A 17,679-nucleotide genomic window follows, 5' to 3' on the forward strand; every position below is an offset into this window, starting at 1 on the left:
TGAACCGCGCCCGGTGTTCCCCGCGTTCTCCCGGGAGCGTACGGAACGCCGGGCCGCCCCGGCCCGCCCCCGAACCCAGGACAGGACCACGCCATGACCGACCCCGCGCCCCGGCCGGAGTTCCGGCTCGCCTCCGTCTTCGACCACGCGGACCCGATGACGGGGCCGGGCTTCGCCACGGACCATCCGGTGATCGAGGACCTGGAGCTGCACACCCTGCTGCTGGAGCGGCTGGCGGCGGGCACGCCGGTGCTCGCGACGCCGGTCCTGATGGACGACGTGCTGGACCCGTCCCGGACCGCGGAGGTGCCGCTGACCTTCCGGACGGACGGACGGTGGGTGTGGACGGACACCGTCGCGTACTACCTGGAGCACTACGCGCTCGCCCCCGACCCGGAGCTGCTGGCGCACCTGAGCGACCCCGGCTACACGGCGCCGGGGCCCCTCGGGCAGGACGTCGTGGAGCGGGCCGCCGCCTTCGTCCTGACCCCGGTGCCGGAGGGCACGGAGGTCCATCCGCTGGGCTGACCCTGGAAGGTGAACCCCGCGGCACCGCCGGTCCGTTCGTACGTGCGCGGAGGGTTCGCGACGACCGAGGGGACCGAGGGGAATGACGGTGGACGACAACGAGGTGCGGGCCGGAGACGCCGCCGGGCGGGACGCGGCGGCGATCAGCCTGCCCGCGGTCGCCTGGCAGGAGGCGGACGGGGAGCCCGAGGAGGGGTCCGGGAGCGCGCCGGTGACGGGTGCCGTGGCGCCGGAGCCGGCTCCGGAGGAAGCCGCCGGGCCGAAGCCTCCGGCCGCGCCCACCGGCACCGCCCCGGCCGTCCCCGCCGACGACGACGCCGGAACCGACACCCCTACCGATACTGATACCGGCACCGGCACCGGCACCGGCACCGGCACCGGCACGATCGGCGCGGGGGTGGCCGGTACCGAAACGCCCGGCGCCGAGGAGGCCCCTGGGGCCGCCTCCGCGGGCGGTGCGCAGGCCGCCTCCGACGCGGACGGGCTCGCCGCCGAAGCGGCCGGGGCCGCCGCCCCCGCGGCGCGGATCGGGTCCCGCCCCGGCCGGCGGCTGTCGAAGCCGATGATCGCCGCGGCAGCCACCTCGGGCGTGGTCCTGATGGGCGTGCCCCTGCTGCTCTCGCAGATCGGCGGCGGCGGTTCGGGACCGGGTTCCGTGCCGCCGCGCCCCACCGGGTACGACCAGGCCGACGGCAGCCCCGGTGGCTTCGTCCCGCGGGCCGACGCCCCGGAGAAGGGCTCCGCGTCGCCCGGCACCCCCGCACCCGGGACGACGGGCGCCCCGGGGAAGAGGTCCCCGGTCGCCGGGAAGGGCCCTCTGTCCACCGGTGTCGCCGGGATCGGCGCCGGGATCGGTGCCGGGGTGGACACGAGCCCGGCGCCCACCTCCTCCGAGGCGCCCGGCACCGGGCGGGGCTCGAACCCGACCTCGGCCGCCAAGGGCGGCTCCGCCCCCACCACGGCCCCCGCCGTCCCCCGGGAGACCGTCGCTCCGCAGAGGCCGGCCACCCAGGCACCGCCGCCGCCTCCGGCGAAGCAGCGGTACTCGGCCGTGGCGGGGCCGAACTGCGCGGGCACCGGTGCGAGTTTCACGTACAGCGGCTGGTACACGGACGGCAAAGAGGGCTGGCGGAAGTACACCTCCGGCGGCTACGTGGGCGGCGGCTGCAACGGCAGTTTCCTCTCCCTGCCGATGTCCGGGAAGGCGGGCTCGGACGCCGGGAACGCGCTGCGCTGGACCTTCCGCACCGGCGCCGTCACCTCCGGCACCTGCCAGGTCTCGGTGCACGTCCCGAACAACAGCGACATCAAGGCGGTCGGCGGCAAACCGGCCTACTACACGGTGCACGCGGGAGCCACGGGCAGCGATCCGATCCTGCGGTCGTTCAACGTCGACCAGCCGTCTCTGCGGGGCCAGTGGGTGAGCGCGGGCAGCGTCCGCGTCACCGGCGGCGTGCTGACGGTGAAGCTGCACGACCGGGGCCTGGACTGGTCGGGTTCGCAGAAGACCTACGCCCATCACGCGGGAGACGCCGCCCGTGTCCAGTGCACCTCCGCCTGAAAGGAAACCTCCACGCATGTCGCGCCATGTGCTGACCGTGAGCGCTGAGGCGCAACACGACCGCCCGTCCGCCGGCGGTCCGTACCGCACGATCGGAGCCGCCCTGGAGGCCGCGCGCAGCGGCGCGGTGATCTCGGTGCGCCCGGGCCGGTACGAGGAGAACCTGGTCATCACCAAGATGGTGACGATCACCGCCGAGGACCCGCACGGGACCGTGCGGATCGTGCCGCCCCGGGGGACGGTGGTGCAGGTGGTGGCGGAGGCGGTGCAGCTGACGGGCCTGGTCCTCCAGGGGCAGGACGACGAGCTTCCCGCCGTGGACGTGCCGCGCGGGCAGGCGGCGCTCCAGGACTGCGAAGTGGTGGGCAACGCCTGGACGGCCGTGCTCACCCGGCAGCAGGGGTCGCTGGCGATGCGGGGTTGCCGGGTGACCAACCCGGGCGGCGCGGGGATCGTGGAGACGTCCACCGGCACCAGCGTGATCGACGGCTGTGTCGTGGAGCACCTGGGCACCTCGGCGGTGGTCATCGGCGAGCGGGCCAATCCGACCTTCCGCAACTGCGTGCTGCGCGACGCCCGTGGCAACGGGGTGTGCGCCAACGGCGAGGGCCGTGGACTGATCGAGGACTGCGAGATCTCGGCCACCGACAAACCCGCCATCGCCCTGGAGCAGAACAGCGCCACCCGGGTGGTACGGACCTCCGTGCGGGACTGCCTGCTGGGCGTGTACATCAGCTCCAAGGAGCGGGTGGTCCTGGAGGAGTGCTCGGTGTCCGCCACGAAGGTGCACGGCGTCGCGCTCTCCGAGGGCACCGATCCGGTGCTGACCCGATGCCGGGTCTCCCGGACGAAGGGCAACGGCATCCACGTGACGGGGCGTTCGCGCGGCACGTTCGAGGAGTGCGAGGTCACCGCGGCCGAGGGCACCGGCATCTGGGTGGAGGAGTCCTCGGGTCCCTCGTTCAAGCGGTGCTCGGTGCGGGACGCGAAGGAGGCCGGGGTCCATCTGACCGGGGACAGCGCGCCGGACTTCGACCGGCTGGAGGTGCGCGGCGGCGCGGCGGCCGGGGTGCGCGTGCTGGAGGGCGCCAATCCGATGCTGCGGCGGCTGAACGTCTCGGACGTGGCCGGGGCCGGGGTGGAGGTGACCCGGGGCGGCCGGGGCCGTCTGGAGGGTTCGGAGATCTCCGCCACCGGGCAGGCCGGAGTGCGGGTCGCCGACGGCGGCGACACGTACGTCGGCACCACCACGGTCCGGGAGACGGGCGCGGCCGGCGTGTCGGTCGGCGGGGGCGGGGTGGCGACGCTGCGGGACTGCGAGGTCGCCGGCTCGCCGCAGGAGGGCGTGCTCGTCGAGGACGGCGGGGAGCTGACCGCGGCCCGGTCCCGGGCGCGGTCCTGCCGGCGGTACGGCTTCCGGGTCGCGGAGGGCGGGCGGGCCGCGCTGAACCGGTGCGAGGCGGTGGACAACACCGGCGACGGGATCCGCGTCGACTCCGCGGAAGCGGTCCGGGTGCACGACTGCACGGTCTCCGGAAACGGCGGCTCGGGACTCCGCCGCCTCAAACCGTCGGCGCGGCTCGCGGTGGAGAACCTGACGAGTACGGAGAACGGGCTTCCCGACTCGTACGGGGAGGTGACCGCCGGGGCCGGCGGCCCGGTGGCGGCGGAGGGGCAGCGCGGCGAAGGAGACCTCGAGGACGCACCGGACGGTTCCCCCGGCGAGGGCTCGGAGGCGGCGCCCGCCGCGTCGCGCCGGCCGGACGGGCCGATGGAGGCGCTGGACGCGCTGGTCGGCCTGGACGGGGTGAAGGAGCAGGTCGCCACGCTGGTCAACCTCAACAAGCTGGCCAGGCGCCGGGAGCTGGCGGGAATGCCCGCCCTGCCGATGAGCCGACACCTGATCTTCGCGGGACCGCCCGGTACCGGCAAGACGACCGTGGCCCGGCTCTACGGCTCGATCCTCGCCGAACTGGACGTGCTGCCGTCCGGGCATCTGGTGGAGGTGGCGCGGGCGGATCTGGTGGCGTCGATCATCGGCGGGACGGCGATCAAGACGACGGAGGTGTTCCAGCGGGCTTTGGGCGGCGTGCTGTTCGTCGACGAGGCGTACACGCTGTCGCAGGGGACCGGTGGCAGCGGGCCGGACTTCGGCCGGGAGGCCATCGACACCCTGGTGAAGCTGATGGAGGACCACCGCGACGAGGTCGTGGTGATCGTCGCCGGGTACTCGGAGGAGATGCGGGGCTTCCTCGACTCCAACCCGGGCCTGGCGTCCCGCTTCAGCCGCACGGTGGAGTTCGAGAACTACGCGGACGACGAACTGACCACGATCGTGGAGATGTCCGCGGCCTCGCACGGCTACCGGCTCGCCGACGGCACCCGCGAGGCGCTGGGGCTGCACTTCGGGACGATGGCGAAGGGCGCCGACTTCGGCAACGGCCGGGCCGCGCGCAAGGTCTTCGAGGAGATGGTGGACCGGCAGGCGTCCCGGCTGGCCGCGCTGCCCGAGATCGGCAACGCCGATCTGGTGCTGCTCAAGCCGGAGGACGTGGGGGCGGAGGCGGCCAGGGCGGCCGCGGCGGTCGGCGCGCCGGAGGAACGCAGAACGGAACTCCTCGACGAGCTGCGGGCGATGATCGGCCTGCCCGCCGCCAAGGAGCAGGTCGAGGACCTGGTCAATCTGATCAAACAGGTCAACCGGCGCAAGGAGGCGGGGCTCCCGACGGCCACCATCAGCCACCACGTGGTCTTCTCGGGTCCGCCCGGCACCGGTAAGACGACGGTGGCCCGGCTGTACGGGCAGCTGCTCGCCGAACTGGGCGTGCTGCCGGGCGGCCAGCTGGTGGAGACGGCGCGGGCGGACCTGGTGGGCCGGTTCGTGGGACACACGGCACAGCTGACGAAGGACGCCTTCGACCGGGCGCGCGGCGGCGTGCTGTTCATCGACGAGGCGTACACGCTGACGCCGCGCGGCGGCACGGGCAACGACTTCGGGCAGGAGGCGGTGGACACCCTCATGAAGCTGATGGAGGACCACCGCGACGAGGTCGTGGTGATCGTCGCCGGATACGCCGACGAGATGCAGGGCTTCTTGGACTCCAACCCGGGCCTGGCCTCCCGCTTCTCCCGCTCCGTCGTCTTCGAGCACTACACCGACGAGGAACTGGTGCGGATCGTCGGGGCGTTGTCCGACAAGTCCGGGTACGTGTGCCCGCCCGAAACCCTGTCGGCGCTCGGCGAGCTGTTCGCCGCGGTGCCGCGCGACCGGAACTTCGGCAACGGGCGCTTCGCCCGCCAGGTGCTGGAGACGATGATCACCCGGCAGGCCGGCAGGCTCAGCAGGCTCGACGTCGACGACGTGGCCGAACTGAGCCTGCTGCTGCCGCAGGACGTGCCGTGGGACCGGGTGCCGGACGGTGTCGCGTGAGGTGGGGCGTGCGGGGCGGGACGACGGTCCTCGCGGCGGCGGTGCTGTGCGGGACCCCGGCCCTGCTGCCGGGGAGCGCGGCAGCCGTGCCGGGCCCGGGCATCGGGGCCGGCTCGCCCGGGACCGGGACGGCGGGGGCGGATCCCGCCTCGCTGCCCGCCGTCACGCAGCGGCTCTCCGACGACGCCTGCCGCAAGGCGTCGGACCGGGAGATCACCGGACTGCCGTGGCCCCAGGCACTGCTGCGCCCGGAAACGGTCTGGCCGCTCTCCGAGGGATCCGGGGTGACGGTGGCGGTGGTGGGTTCGGGGGTGGACGACGCCGCCGGGCTGCTGGGCGGCCGGCTGAAGCGGACGCCGCGCCGGTCCGGCGCCGGTCCGGCTGCGGACTGTGTCGGCCACGGCACCTTCGCGGCCGGTCTGATCGCGGCGGCCCGCACCCCGGGGACCGGTTTCGCGGGGATCGCGCCCCGGGCGCGGATCCTCGACGTCCCGGTCACCGACCGGCGGGGAAACACCACCCCCGGACTCCTCGCCCAGGGCATCCGGACGGCGGTCGACGGCGGCGCCCGTGTGATCGCCGTGGTGGCGGTGACGGGTTCGGACAGCCCGGCGCTGAGAAGTGCCGTGCGACACGCGGTCGCCGGGGGCGCGGTCGTGATCGCCCCGGTCGCACCGGACGGGACGAAGGACGTGGCATATCCGGCGGCCCACCCGCAGGTGGTGTCGGTGGCGGCGACCGGTCCCGGCGGGAAGACGTCCGGACAGCGTCCCGAGGGCCGAGTGGACCTGACAGCGCCGGGAGAGGCGATGACCGGCCCCGGACCGGGCGGCCGGGGAAGTTTCACGGCCTCCGGACCGAGTTACGCGACCGCGCTGGTGGCCGGAACGGCGGCCCTCGTCCTGGAACGCCGGCCGGAGCTGAGCGTCCAGGCCCTGGTCCACCGGCTCCGTTCCACCACGTCGGGACCGGGCGAACCGGTGCCGGACCGGGTACGGGGCTACGGCTCCGTCGACCCGATCGCCGCCGTCACGGCCGTGCTCCCCGAGGAGCGGCGCGGAGCGGCGGTCCCGGACGGGCGGGCGACGGTACCCGGGGTGGCGATGCCGCCCGCGCCGGGGCCGTCCGCCGCCGGGTCCGCATGGGGGGTGGCGGCCGGTTCCCTCGCGGTGCTGGCGGGGGTGGCGGGGGCCGCCGCCGTGGTACCGCGAGGCCGCCGGCGGCAGTGGCGACCGGGCGGCTACCGCGCTCCGCAAGCGACGGCGGAGAGCGGCTCGGACCCGGCCTGAGAGCCGTCCCGTCGTCCCCGACGAACGTGCGGCGACAGCTACGGCGCTCCGCCGCACCGACGGGACCACCGCGTGCGTCCGGCGCGCGGAGGTCCCCCGCCCTGCGCTGCACCACGCTCGGCGCCGCACGCCCGCCGAGGAGAGCGGGACGGCCTTTAGCAGCGCGTTATCGGACGGGCCGCGATCACACCCGAGTATTAGCAGGGCATTAGCCCCGGTTGCCAAAGTCGTTCCCGACCAGTCCGACGGACCCGGAGCCGTCGGCCGATCTATGCCGCTGCCCGCCGTCTCGGAGTCGTCGACGCGCGGCAGGGAGGAACGACCGGGGTGGGAATGCACGAACACGGTGTCGGTGGCACGGTCCGCGAGGAGACGGGACCTGACGTCCGCGCGGAGGTGCGGCCCCGCCCCACCATGGACCGCGACACGCTGGCGGAGCTTCACCGGCTTCACGCCTCCGCTCTGTTGCGTGCCCTGCTCCGCCTGACCAGCGGGGACCGGGGCAAAGCCGAGGACATGCTCCAGGAGACGTTCCTGCGCGCCTGGCAGAACCCCCAGGCATTGACCCGGGGCCCCGAGCACGGCCGTCCCTGGCTCTTCACCGTCGCCCGCCGGATCGCCATCGACCACTTCCGGGCGCAGTCCGCCCGGGCGAAGGAACTGGGCGACGAGGCGCCGGAGGACCGCGCGGCCCCGGACGACCCCTACGAGGAGATCGTGACCGCACACGCCGTCGGCGGCGCGCTCGCCGAACTGCCCCGGCACCACCGGGAGGTGCTGGTGGAACTGCACCTGAACGACCGCTCGACCACGGACGCGGCCGCGGTGCTCGGGATCCCCCTGGGCACCGTCAAGTCCCGCAACTTCTACGCGGTGCGGGCATTGCGTTCCGCCCTGGAGCGGCATGGTCTCGCCCCGGCGTGACCATCCGGACCGTGCCGTCTGAACCGGGCGGGCCCGCCGGGCCGTTCCTCCGGGAGACCGATGAAAGGGGGTCGAGGTGGTCGCTGTCGTGGCCAGGAACGACATGGACGCGCTCGAGCACTGGACGGGCGCACCCGACTACAGCCCCGAGCACTGGCGCGCGGGGCGGGGCGAGGACCCGCCGGGAGCACCGGTGGAGACATCGGTCGGAGCACGGTCGGAGTCGGCCGCCGAAGCCGTACCGACGGAGCCCCCGCCTGTGGAGCCCCCGCCCGTCGTCCCGGCCCCGGCGGAGCCCGTGTCCGCCGATCCCGTACCCGTGAGCGCGGCCCCGCCGGAGCCCGTACCGATGGCGCCGGCTCCGGAGCCGGACCGGGAGCACCCCTCGGAGAGGGAAGCAGGGGCCGGGGCGGAAACAGCGGAGCCGGCCCCGGCCGGCCCACCGGAGCCCGTGGCGGAGACGCGGCCGGCACGACGTGCTGCTCGTCCGTTCTTCCGGGTCGGGCGGCGCGGGGCACGGGGCAGTTCCCCCGACCCCCTCCGTGTCCCGCTGCTGCGCAGCCACCGGATCGCGGTGATCGGCCTGGACGGCGGCGCCGGGAAGACGACCACCACCCTGGCGCTCGGCACAGTGCTGGCGCGCGAGCGGGCCGACCGGGTGGTCGCCGTGGACGCGAGTCCCGACTCGGGCGCCCTGGGCCGCCGGGTGCAGCGGCAGTCCGACGCCACCGTGCACGATCTCGTGGTCGCGGCACCCCGGTTGCGCACCTACATGGACATCCGGGCGTTCACCTCGCAGACCCCCAGCGGCCTGGAGGTCGTGGCGCACGATCCGGACCCGGCGGATCCCCGGACGTTCGACGAGCGGGACTACCGGCAGGTCGTCGGCCTGCTCGGCGGCCACTACCCGATCGTCCTCACCGACTCCGGGACGGGCATGCCGCACGACACCCTGCGCGCGGTCCTGGAGCTGTCGGACCAGCTGGTCGTCGCGGCCGCGCCGGGCGAGGACGGCATGAGCGGCGCCGCTCTCGTCTTCGACCGGCTGACCGCCCTCGGTCACGAGGAGAAGGCGCGGCAGGCGGTGACGGTCGTCTCCGGCGTGCGATCGTCCTCGGGCCGGTCGGTCTGGACGGACGAGGCCGTGGCCCGCTTCCGGCAGCGCTGCCGGGCGGTGGTGACCGTCCCGCACGATCCCCGCCTGGCACGGGGCGACGAGGTCGATCCGGCGTGGTTGCGGAGCCGGACCCGGGCCGCCTACTACGAACTGGCGGCACTCGTCGTCCAGAACTTCCCCCGTGGTTGACGCCGCACTCCCCCTCATCCGTCCCGACAACACTGGAGAGCACCCATGGCCTGGTACGAAGGCCCCTGCCGGATCACCGTCATCGGTCTCGACGCCGACTGGCCGCAACGCGCGGTGGTCGCCGTGTCAGGCGCGCGCGGGGCCCGGATCGAGATCCCCGGCGAGGTCGGCGTGGTCCGACACGTGGACGCGCCGAGCTGGCACCTGGAGGTGGAGCACCTGTACGAGGGCCGGTGGCGACCCAACATCCGTGCGGTCAGGAGCCGTTGGGAGACGGTGGGCGGCGTCCGTACGCAGACGGTCACCAGCAAGGACGTGGACTGGCCGGGGGGTAACCGGCACGAACGCAATCTGGTGCTGCGCCTGGAGCGGGTCGGCGAGGAGGCCGGGCATTCGCGCGAGACGGTCCGGGAGACGCCGGTCCGGGCGGTCACGCAATCGACGGCGGACGCTCCCGCCCGTCGCGTGGCCGCCGGTCCCACCTCGGTCCCCACCCGGTCCTCCTCGGGCGGCTCCGTCCTCGGTGTCCCGCCCACGGTCTCCGGGGGCGGGACGTCGACGAGCAGCAGCAGCCCCTGGTAGGGCCGGGGCCCCCGCCCCGCCGGAGTCGTTCGGGCGGGGACGTCCGAACGCCGAGGCCTCGCGGAGAGTGCCCGGAGGGAGGCGTGCACGCGAGAACGGCGGGACCGAGGCGTTGGGGCGGCGGCGGGTGCGCATCAGCGAGCCGTCCGGCAGTACGACTCCGCCGCCGGATCGGGTGGTTCTCTTCAGCGCGCGGTCCAGGCGCGGGGCCCGGGCGGCGAACCGTCCGTCGGGCCGCTCGTGCAGCCATCCACGGTCGGCGAGCTTGGTCGACTTCGCCCGCAGCGGCTCCAGCCTCCCGCGCAACCCCACCTCCTCGCCCACTGCCCTGACCTGCACCGGACCATCGGCGGTCCGATACAACCGCCTCCGGGTGGGGACGCACCCGTGTCAGGGGGCGCCCGCCGCGGGGCGCGCCCGTATCGAACGCGACGGCCCGGGCAGACGGACTGCCCGGGCCGCGCGTTCAGCGGGTTGCCGCTACCCCGCGTTCCTGAGGAACACGGAGGTGAGCGGTGCGGTGTGGGTGGAGTCCACGCCCGCGCCCGCCGTGAAGTCGGCCTTCTCGCGGCCGTTCCAGTCGGCGATCGGGCTGCCGCCCTGGGTCAGGTGCTGGAAGCGGGACGGGTCGCCCGGCGCGGAGCCGAACTGGTAGACCGGCTGGGCGCCCGCGCCCGTCTTCCCGTACGGCAGGTAGTCCGTGTACGGGCCGCCCGGGGTGAGCTGCTTGGACAGGGTGTTGTTGTGGAAGACGTTCTGCGGGCCGGAGGAGCCGGACCACTTGAGCGCCTTGGCCCCGGCGGCCCACCAGATCGGGTACCAGGTCCCGGCCTCGACGTCGCCGCCCTCGCCGCCGCAGCGGGCGGTGCAGTTGCCCGAGTAGTGCTCGTACGGCACGCGGACGGTGTTGTTCTCGAAGAGGTTGCGGCGCTCCCAGCCGCCGTGGAGGTTCAGGTCGGAGTCGAAGTCGTTGCCGTAGACCACGTTGCCCGAGGCCGACCACTGGAGGGTGAAGTGGCGCAGGTTGCGGGTGGTGTTGAAGGCGTAGAGGGTGTCCCAGACGCGGCTGCCGCGGAAGTAGCCGTTGCCGCCCTTGCCCTTGTTCCAGGCGCCGTCGAGGTGGTTGCGCTCGAACTGGAGGTTCTTGGCGACCTCGGTGACGATCGGGTGCGATCCGGTCATCTCCGCGCGGACGCCGCGGGCCCAGGAGTCGGCGGCCCACTTGAAGACCAGGCCGTGCATGGCGTACGCGGGGGCCAGGTTGCCGTAGTTGTGCCGGGCCTGCTCGGGGGTCATCCCGGGCATGTCCTGGGTGAAGGAGAAGTTCTCGAACCCGACGCCGACCACCATCTTCAACGGGGTGACCTTGCTGGGGTAGACGGTGCCGTCGATCGCGGCGGAGCCGTCCGAGGTGGAGTCCACCGGGAGGTCGAACTCCAGCGGCTTGTCCAGGGTCAGCGTACGGTTCGCCGCATCGACGGAGCTGATGCGGAAGACCTGCTGGCGCATGTGCAGGTTCTCGTACCGGCCCTCGTCCGTGGCGCTCTGGAGGTCATAGAACTTCCGGCTGTTGGCAGCACCCACCCACACGTGCCCGCCGACCGGGAAGCGGGCCGGGTCGGCCTTGGCGTCGAGGTGGACGACCCGGTCGCCCTCCTTGGCGGAGAAGCCCGGCGCGGCCGCGGAGGTCCGCAGCTTCACGCCCGAGGCCCAGTGCTGGTTGATCGAGCCCTCGAAGAGGTCCTTGCGGTTGGCGGGGGCGGCGGCCAGCTCGTCCGCGTACCGGGGGGCGACCTCGCGGGTCGAGACGCGGAACAGGCCGCGGCCGGGCCACATCCAGCCGCCCTTGCCGGTGTCCGCGCCCGACCCGTAGGACATGGCGTCCTGGTCCCAGCGGCTGCCGTCCGAGGTCAGGGTGTCGTACTTGGTGCTGTCGTCGGGGCGGAACACGATCCGGGTGCCCCCGGGCCGGGCCGGGTCGCTGCCCTGGCCGCGGATGGTCAGGTAGCTGGCGTCCACGGAGATCTGGCGGCTGACGTTCAGCTTGCCGGCGGGCAGGGTGATCAGCGACAGCCGCTCGAACTGCGCGGCGCCCCCGCACCGGGTGCGGATGTCGTCGATGGCTCGCTGGAGGCCGGCGGAGTCGTCGGCCTCGTCGTCCGGCTTGACGCCGTAGGTGCCGTCGAGCTCTTCCGGGGTGATGCGGCAGGCCTCGTCACCGGTGTGCTGTGCCTCGCCGGGCAGCGCGCTGCCGCCGCGGTAGCCGGCGGCCGACCAGTTCGGCATGCCGGGCAGCTGCGCCTTGCGGTTGTAGGCGCTCAGGAGCTGGGAGGGCGGGTCCGGGTTCGCGGCGGCCTCGGAGGTGTACCGGTGGCGGCCGATGGTCTCGATGGCGCGGTGGGTGGAGCCGCCGAGGGGCAGCTCGTAGAAGTCGACGGCGACGTAGTTGGGCGTCTTGCGGGCGGCCGGGCCGCAGATGTTCAGCGCCCGGTCGACCAGGGAGTCGCCGTTGTCGATGGCGGCGGTGATGGCGGTGGGGGCGTCGCGGAACTGGTTCATCACGAACAGCGGGGTGAAGCCGGGCTCCTGCCGCGTGAGCGGGATCTCGTCCCAGCGGGTGTAGCAGTCCTTGTTGCCCGCGAGGCCGCCCATGCTCCAGAAGTTCTCGACCGTCCAGTTGCGCTGGAGGCGGACCCCGACCTCGGGGACGTCACTGTGGTCCGAGAAGATCAGTAGCCGCTTGTCCAGGCCCTTCATCTGCGACAGGGTCGGCCAGCCGTGGGTTGCCACCCCCTGCACCTCGGGGTCGAAGACCAGCTCCTTCAGACCTGGTATGGCGGCCATCTCGCCGGCCATCTTCGCCCGGTCGGTGACCCTGTCCTCGATGAAGACGGTGACCACAGCGTCGGCGTCCTTCTGCAGGAACGTCACGATGTCGGCCAGTCCGTCCTGGAAGACCCGGTTGCCGCCGACCACGCAGGTGCCGTGGCACATGCGCAGCGGATCCTCGGGTTCACCGCCGTCGTAGACGTCCAGCATCATGCCGCGGACGCCCTCGTCCAACTGGGTGGCCATGCTGCGGGACTGGTTGGGGAAGACGAAGCCGTCCCCGTAGGAGTTGAAGGCGTTGTGCGTGGTGAGGAACGTCGCCTGGTCGAGCCGAGGGTCGGCCGGCGGGGTGTACTCCTCCAGCACCAGGTCGGTCAGGTGCCAGTGGCCGCGGCCGGTGTCGGCTTCGGCGCGGCTGCCGAGGGCGAGCTGGACGCCGCTGTTGGACCTGCCGCCCGCCGTGGTGGGGGACGTGAGGTACTGCTCGCCGCCGGGCGTCTTCAGCAGGTAGGTATCGGCCCGGACCTGCTCGAACTCCCAGGTCGTACCGTCGCCGCCGCACAGCTTCAGGACCGCGAGCGTGCCGTCGAGGCCGATGCAGTAGGCGCCGTTGACGTTGCTCTTCAGGTAGTACGAGGAGCCGGTCGCGGCCTCGAACCACCACTGCTGCCCGTGCCGGCCGCCGTACGTGAACTGGAGGATCTTGCGGCCCTCCTCCATGTCCCCGGCCTCGGCGTCCACGGCGAGGCCGTTCGCGGCGTTCTGCATCTGGACCGGCCCGAGCCGGTTGGGCGGTCCCGGCGCGGCGGCGGCCGCCCCTGGGAGGACGGAGGCGACGAGCGCGGCCGTGAGCGCGGCCACGGCTGCGAAGACCAGCCGCATGCTGCGGCGATCTCTGTTGAACATGGGAGGAGACACTCTCTCTCGGAACGGCAGCTGGGACCCCGGCCTGCCGTCCGAGTCGCGGGGCCCGGCTCGGCGCGAGCACCCCGGCTGGCCAGGCGGTCCCACACCTGAACCGGACGGAAATCCTCCAACCTGGGAACGAGCACTCTAGCGCCGTGAAGTGACCGGGTTTTACCCCGAGATGAACGAAGAGTGATCAAGCCGCCCATAGCCGCCGTTCGGCCGTCACGCGGTTCTGCCGTCATCCCGCCGCGGGGTCAGTGACGGTGATGAAGCGGGCGGTGCTGGGCACCCCCTGGGCGTCCAGGGCGAAGAGCATGTACGTGTCCGGCAGGACCACACCCTTGTCGGCCGGGGGGGCACCGTGTACGCGCCGGTGCCCGCGGGCGCGGAGGTCAGCGGGACGCGCCGCTGGTCGTTGTCCGTGGAGTGGGTCGCGGCCGCGGCCCGCATCAGGACGAAGGAGGCGACCGGGCCGCCGGTGGTGACGGTCAGCGCGGTGCCGGCCGCGGCGCGGGGCGGTACGCCGCCGGTGATGGCGGGCCGCGGTTTGGACGAGCCGTCGGCGTTGAACAGGTACGGCGGTGCGGACGCCGACCCGTCGGCGTGGTTGGTGGCGCGGTCGCCGCACAGGCCGCCCCCGCCGGAGAAGACCCGCCCGTCGGGCAGCAGGTTGGCCACGCTGTGGTAGTTGCGCGGCACGGCTTCGCTGCCCCCGTACCTGGTCCAGCTCGGCTTTTCTTGCCGGAAGCCATACGCCCCCGACCAGCACGAGCACTTTGAAGCCACCCCACCTCCAGCCCCAGCTCCTCGCCCACCGCCCTGACCCGCACCGGACCATCGGCGGTCCGAACGACCGCCATGATCTTGCGGTGGTCATCGGGCAGCGCGGACTCGTCCGGGGCATCGCCGCGGTGCGGGATCGGCAGCACCGCACGCCCAGCCACCTGCGCTTTCACCGGAGCCGCGGCGGCCTCCGCCTCGGCCGAGTCCTGTTCGGCCAGCCGGTGCAGCACCCGCTCGGCGACCACCGACTCCTTCCGCTCCGCCTCGACCTTCCCAAGCCGCTTGCCCAAATCCTCGGCAAGCGCGTCCGGCTCGCTCCGGCGAGCCGTGATCCGCTCCAGCTCGGACATCCCCGCTCCCTCCCGCGATCCGGTGATGCATCCGTACGGCGACGGATCGTAGACGGACCATCAGAACAGACGCAGCAGAACCCGAGAACTGCCCCTGCCTCCCTGACAGGGGATCTCCATCGTGGACGCCGGCCCCCGACCAGCGCGAGCACGACGGAATGCCCGCACACCACCCCCGTGATCTGAAACTTCACGATCCACACCACTCATTGCAGCACCGACATCACAACGCCGTCCTACCGGAGCACGGTGAGGGTGTCGGCGTCGGGGCCTCACGCAGGGCGTAGGAGGCCTGCGCGGCCGCGTCGACGGTCGGTGCCAGGACGGGGACGAGGACCGCGACCAGGACGCGCGGGGCCTCGATCGCGGCACGAGTGGCGTACAGCTCGGCACGGGCGGCATCGAGGCGGATCTCGTCCGCGCCGGCCAGGCGCAGCTCCTCACGGACGAACCGGGCCCGGCGGTGGGTGGCGAGCGCGGTCACGGCCTCCAGGGCCCGGTCCCGACGCCGCTCGACGCGCTCGGCGTCCCGGGACGCGCGGGTGGTGCGGTGCTGGATCAGTCCGGCGACCACGGCGCCTGACAGGGCGCCCGGGACGGCGATCACGGTAGCGAGCATGGCGAAGCTCCCCCTTCGGAACGAACGGGCAGCGGACGGGCCTGCGGGCGCCGGTGAAAGCGAGGCGCTGTACGGCGACCTGAGCGGCGATCAGGCCTCCGTATAGCCAAAGCCAAGGCATAGAACAGGGCGCGAGGCCGCCAGATCGCCGTACAGGCGGTTTCTGCAGGTTCTCGCGGCCCGTGTCGGACGCCGAGGTCGTGACTCGCGAACCTGTCCGCCATCTCACGCCGTGTAGGACGCCCAGCGTCTCAGCTCCGTGTCGGAAGTCGATGGCGGCGCCGGCCTTGCGGTGGCCCGACCCGCTTGACTCGTCTCAGCGAAGTTCGACCGCTCGCCGCTGGACTCCGGATCAGGTGAAACGCACGGTCAGCCTCTTGTCCGGCGCGTTCGACTCGTCTTCCGCGGCAGCTCGGGCCAGGACTGACGCGATCGCCTCGAATGCTTCATCGCCCATGCGTCCACGACTGACCGCAGCGTTCTCCCAGACGATCTCGACCGGGCGCTCGACATCCGTGCTCAGACGATCCCATAGGGCGCTCAGGTTGTGCCCGTAGTACGGACCGAAGTCCAGAGGCCCGGCAAGAATCCGGTGCAGGTCCGCCTGGCTTCCGATGTGTGCCCCGTCAATGGCGACCCGCATGCTCCTCCACCCCTTCGGCTGGCCAAGTGGCTTACAACCCCCGGCGCCCCTGTAGGCACCGCGCACCGCTGAACTGCGGTGTCTCACGGTCGGTGTCGGATCCGGCTTCCACCCGACACCGACCGTGAGATTCCGACACAAATTTGAGACCCTACAGCTTCTCGGGTCAGGTCTGCGCCATATACACGAAGTGGGAGTAGTGGCCCTGAAGGCGATGACGAGGATGCTCAGGCTCTTGGCCAGGATCTTCAGGCTCCGGGAGATCTCGGAGATGTCCTCCTGGCGGGAGGAGTCGCGGCGGGTGCCGAGTGAGGTCATGAGCTGGAGGTAGTCCACGATCACCACCGGGACGCGCCCGGTCTCGCGCGTCACGTGCTCGATCCGGGAGCGGGTGCGGCCGGGGCTGATCTTGGTGGAGTAGTCCATCCACAGCGGCAGACCGCGCATCTCCGGCGCGTAGCGGTCCAGCCGTTCCCAGTCGGACTCGGTCATCGTGTCCGAGTCGCCGCGCAGGTGGTGCGGCGCGACGCGGGCCTCGACGGACAGCAGGCGCATGCCGACCTCCTCCTCGCCCCTTTCCAGCGAGAACAGCGCCACCTTGCGGCCGTGCTCGATGGCGGCGGCACGGGCGAAGTCCAGGGCGAGGGTGGACTTACCCACGGCCGGGCGGGCGCCGACGATGACGAGCTGGCCGGGCTGCCAGCCCTTGGTGAGCGGGTCCAGGTCGACGAAGCCGGTGGGGATGCCGGTGATCTCGCCGCGCCTGGTGAGCTCGGCGCCGACCGTGATCGGGTCGGCCGGCTCGCCTTTGGCGTACAGCTCCACGATCACGACGGACACGATCGCGTGGGCGGGCTTGTAGAAGTCGCGGACCTTGAGCTGCTCCGCGACGTCGCCGATGGCGTCCTTGGACAGCAGCATGCCGCCCAGCACGCACATCTGGGCATCGAGGTCCTGCGGCGGCATGCGCAACACGCCGCCGCGCTCGGAGAGGCCGACCGGTCAGGGCAGTTTGGTGTCCCGGCCAACCTCTTCCCAGGCCGCGAGGTCTCCCCGCACCTGCTCCAGGTGGCCCCGGATGGTGTCGATCGCGTCGTCCCCCAGCGCGAGCCGCAGTGGGGTCTCCTTCGCGTCGAGCGCCGCCAGGATCGCCGCGACGGCCTTCGCCGGATCACCCGCCTGGGTGCCGCCCCCGCTCTCCACGTACGCGCGGGTCGCGCCGACCGTGTCCGCGTAGTCCGCGACTCCCTCCACGCTCAGGCTGTGGTTGCCGAAAAGGCTCGTGCGGAAGGCGCCGGGTTCCACGATCAGGACGTCGATGCCCAACGGCCGTACCTCGGCGGCCAGCGCCTCGGACATGCCCTCCAAGGCGAACTTGGTCGCGCTGTACGCACCGAAGCCAGCCATCGACATCTGCCCGCCGACGCTGCTGAGCTGCACGATCGCGCCCGAGCGCCGAGCCCGCATGTGCGGCAGTACGGCCCGGACGAGGGCGGCAGGGCCGAAGACGTGCACGTCGAAAAGAGCCCGCAGTTCGGCGTCTGTAGTCTCCTCGACCGAACCGACGTGCGTGCGGCCTGCGTTGTTGACCAGGACGTCGATGCGACCGTGCCTTGCGGCGACCTCCGCGACGACCCGGTCGATCGCGGCGGTGTCGGTCACGTCCAGGGCGACCGGGTCCACCTGGTCGGGGTGGGCGGCGACCAGGTCCGCCAGTGACTCGACGCGGCGGGCCGTGGCGACCACGACGTCCCCGACGGCGACCGCCGCCTCGGTGAAGGCGCGGCCGAAACCGCTGTTGGCGCCCGTGACCAGCCAGACCCTGCTCATGCCCGTACTCCCTCTTCGCGTCTTTTCCACCGACACAACAAGGCTGCCTCACAAGGGCTTTGGACGACCAAGACCTCTCGTGATAACCCATGGGCA

At 72.8% G+C, this 17,679-nt stretch carries 12 protein-coding genes and 1 pseudogene; 7 read left to right on the top strand and 6 right to left on the bottom strand.

The genetic code is table 11. From position 1 onward, the window contains the following. The first annotated feature begins 93 nt into the window (after nt 1-93). From CP977_RS01235 to CP977_RS33930, 7 genes are all read left to right on the top strand, one after another. A complete protein-coding gene (locus tag CP977_RS01235) occupies nt 94-528 on the top strand; it encodes a hypothetical protein (RefSeq protein ID WP_062760845.1) in 435 nt (144 codons plus the stop codon). An 88-nt stretch (nt 529-616) separates the two neighbouring features. Beyond that, nucleotides 617-2,089 (top strand): hypothetical protein, encoded by a 1,473-nt coding sequence (locus CP977_RS01245; protein ID WP_167538848.1) that lies wholly within the window; start codon nt 617-619, stop codon nt 2,087-2,089. 16 nt (nt 2,090-2,105) lie between these two features. Then, entirely contained in the window at nt 2,106-5,519 is a 3,414-nt protein-coding gene (locus tag CP977_RS01250; protein ID WP_152369453.1) for a right-handed parallel beta-helix repeat-containing protein, read from the top strand. Nucleotides 5,520-5,527: 8 nt separating this feature from the next. Beyond that, nucleotides 5,528-6,808, top strand: coding sequence for a S8 family serine peptidase (locus tag CP977_RS01255; protein WP_162603088.1), 1,281 nt, complete (start codon nt 5,528-5,530; stop codon nt 6,806-6,808). 333 nt (nt 6,809-7,141) lie between these two features. Beyond that, nucleotides 7,142-7,732: a sigma-70 family RNA polymerase sigma factor gene (locus tag CP977_RS01260; protein WP_063915309.1), complete on the top strand. Its 591-nt coding sequence runs from the start codon at nt 7,142-7,144 to the stop codon at nt 7,730-7,732. An 88-nt stretch (nt 7,733-7,820) separates the two neighbouring features. Next, a complete protein-coding gene (locus CP977_RS01265) occupies nt 7,821-9,038 on the top strand; it encodes a MinD/ParA family ATP-binding protein (RefSeq protein ID WP_152369454.1) in 1,218 nt (405 codons plus the stop codon). A gap of 45 nt (nt 9,039-9,083) precedes the next feature. After that, nucleotides 9,084-9,620 carry a hypothetical protein gene (locus CP977_RS33930; protein WP_062760850.1) on the top strand — a complete coding sequence of 179 codons (537 nt, stop codon included), beginning with the start codon at nt 9,084-9,086 and terminating at the stop codon, nt 9,618-9,620. 480 nt (nt 9,621-10,100) lie between these two features. On the opposite strand, the gene CP977_RS01275 is transcribed toward CP977_RS33930, so the two are convergent. The 6 genes and pseudogenes from CP977_RS01275 to CP977_RS01300 form a co-directional block, all read right to left on the bottom strand. After that, nucleotides 10,101-13,355 (bottom strand): phosphoinositide-specific phospholipase C-related protein, encoded by a 3,255-nt coding sequence (locus CP977_RS01275; RefSeq protein WP_152369455.1) that lies wholly within the window; start codon nt 13,353-13,355, stop codon nt 10,101-10,103. 241 nt (nt 13,356-13,596) lie between these two features. Then, nucleotides 13,597-13,674, bottom strand: coding sequence for a hypothetical protein (locus CP977_RS34635; protein WP_234364802.1), 78 nt, complete (start codon nt 13,672-13,674; stop codon nt 13,597-13,599). 89 nt (nt 13,675-13,763) lie between these two features. Next, nucleotides 13,764-14,144 (bottom strand): annotated as a pseudogene (locus tag CP977_RS34640) (early set domain-containing protein); the annotation flags it as partial. A 570-nt stretch (nt 14,145-14,714) separates the two neighbouring features. Next, nucleotides 14,715-15,110 (bottom strand): protein kilB, encoded by a 396-nt coding sequence (locus CP977_RS01290; protein ID WP_152369456.1) that lies wholly within the window; start codon nt 15,108-15,110, stop codon nt 14,715-14,717. A gap of 352 nt (nt 15,111-15,462) precedes the next feature. Continuing rightward, a complete protein-coding gene (locus CP977_RS34405; RefSeq protein ID WP_152369457.1) occupies nt 15,463-16,719 on the bottom strand; it encodes a DnaB-like helicase C-terminal domain-containing protein in 1,257 nt (418 codons plus the stop codon). Between the two features lie 36 nt (nt 16,720-16,755). Next, nucleotides 16,756-17,583: an oxidoreductase gene (locus tag CP977_RS01300; RefSeq protein ID WP_109186183.1), complete on the bottom strand. Its 828-nt coding sequence runs from the start codon at nt 17,581-17,583 to the stop codon at nt 16,756-16,758. Nucleotides 17,584-17,679: the final 96 nt, after the last annotated feature.

It is taken from the genome of Streptomyces cinereoruber, assembly GCF_009299385.1.
Classification (GTDB): Bacteria; Actinomycetota; Actinomycetes; order Streptomycetales; family Streptomycetaceae; genus Streptomyces; species Streptomyces bikiniensis.

What these genes read in the sequence shown, in the direction of transcription:
- CP977_RS01290 (WP_152369456.1), bottom strand. Translation starts at nt 15,110, where the DNA reads ATGCTCGCTACCGTGATCGCCGTCCCGGGCGCCCTGTCAGGCGCCGTG.
- CP977_RS01250 (WP_152369453.1), top strand. Translation starts at nt 2,106, where the DNA reads ATGTCGCGCCATGTGCTGACCGTGAGCGCTGAGGCGCAACACGACCGC.
- CP977_RS33930 (WP_062760850.1), top strand. Translation starts at nt 9,084, where the DNA reads ATGGCCTGGTACGAAGGCCCCTGCCGGATCACCGTCATCGGTCTCGAC.
- CP977_RS01275 (WP_152369455.1), bottom strand. Translation starts at nt 13,355, where the DNA reads ATGTTCAACAGAGATCGCCGCAGCATGCGGCTGGTCTTCGCAGCCGTG.
- CP977_RS01235 (WP_062760845.1), top strand. Translation starts at nt 94, where the DNA reads ATGACCGACCCCGCGCCCCGGCCGGAGTTCCGGCTCGCCTCCGTCTTC.
- CP977_RS01260 (WP_063915309.1), top strand. Translation starts at nt 7,142, where the DNA reads ATGCACGAACACGGTGTCGGTGGCACGGTCCGCGAGGAGACGGGACCT.
- CP977_RS01300 (WP_109186183.1), bottom strand. Translation starts at nt 17,583, where the DNA reads ATGAGCAGGGTCTGGCTGGTCACGGGCGCCAACAGCGGTTTCGGCCGC.
- CP977_RS34405 (WP_152369457.1), bottom strand. Translation starts at nt 16,719, where the DNA reads ATGCCGCCGCAGGACCTCGATGCCCAGATGTGCGTGCTGGGCGGCATG.
- CP977_RS34635 (WP_234364802.1), bottom strand. Translation starts at nt 13,674, where the DNA reads ATGCTCTTCGCCCTGGACGCCCAGGGGGTGCCCAGCACCGCCCGCTTC.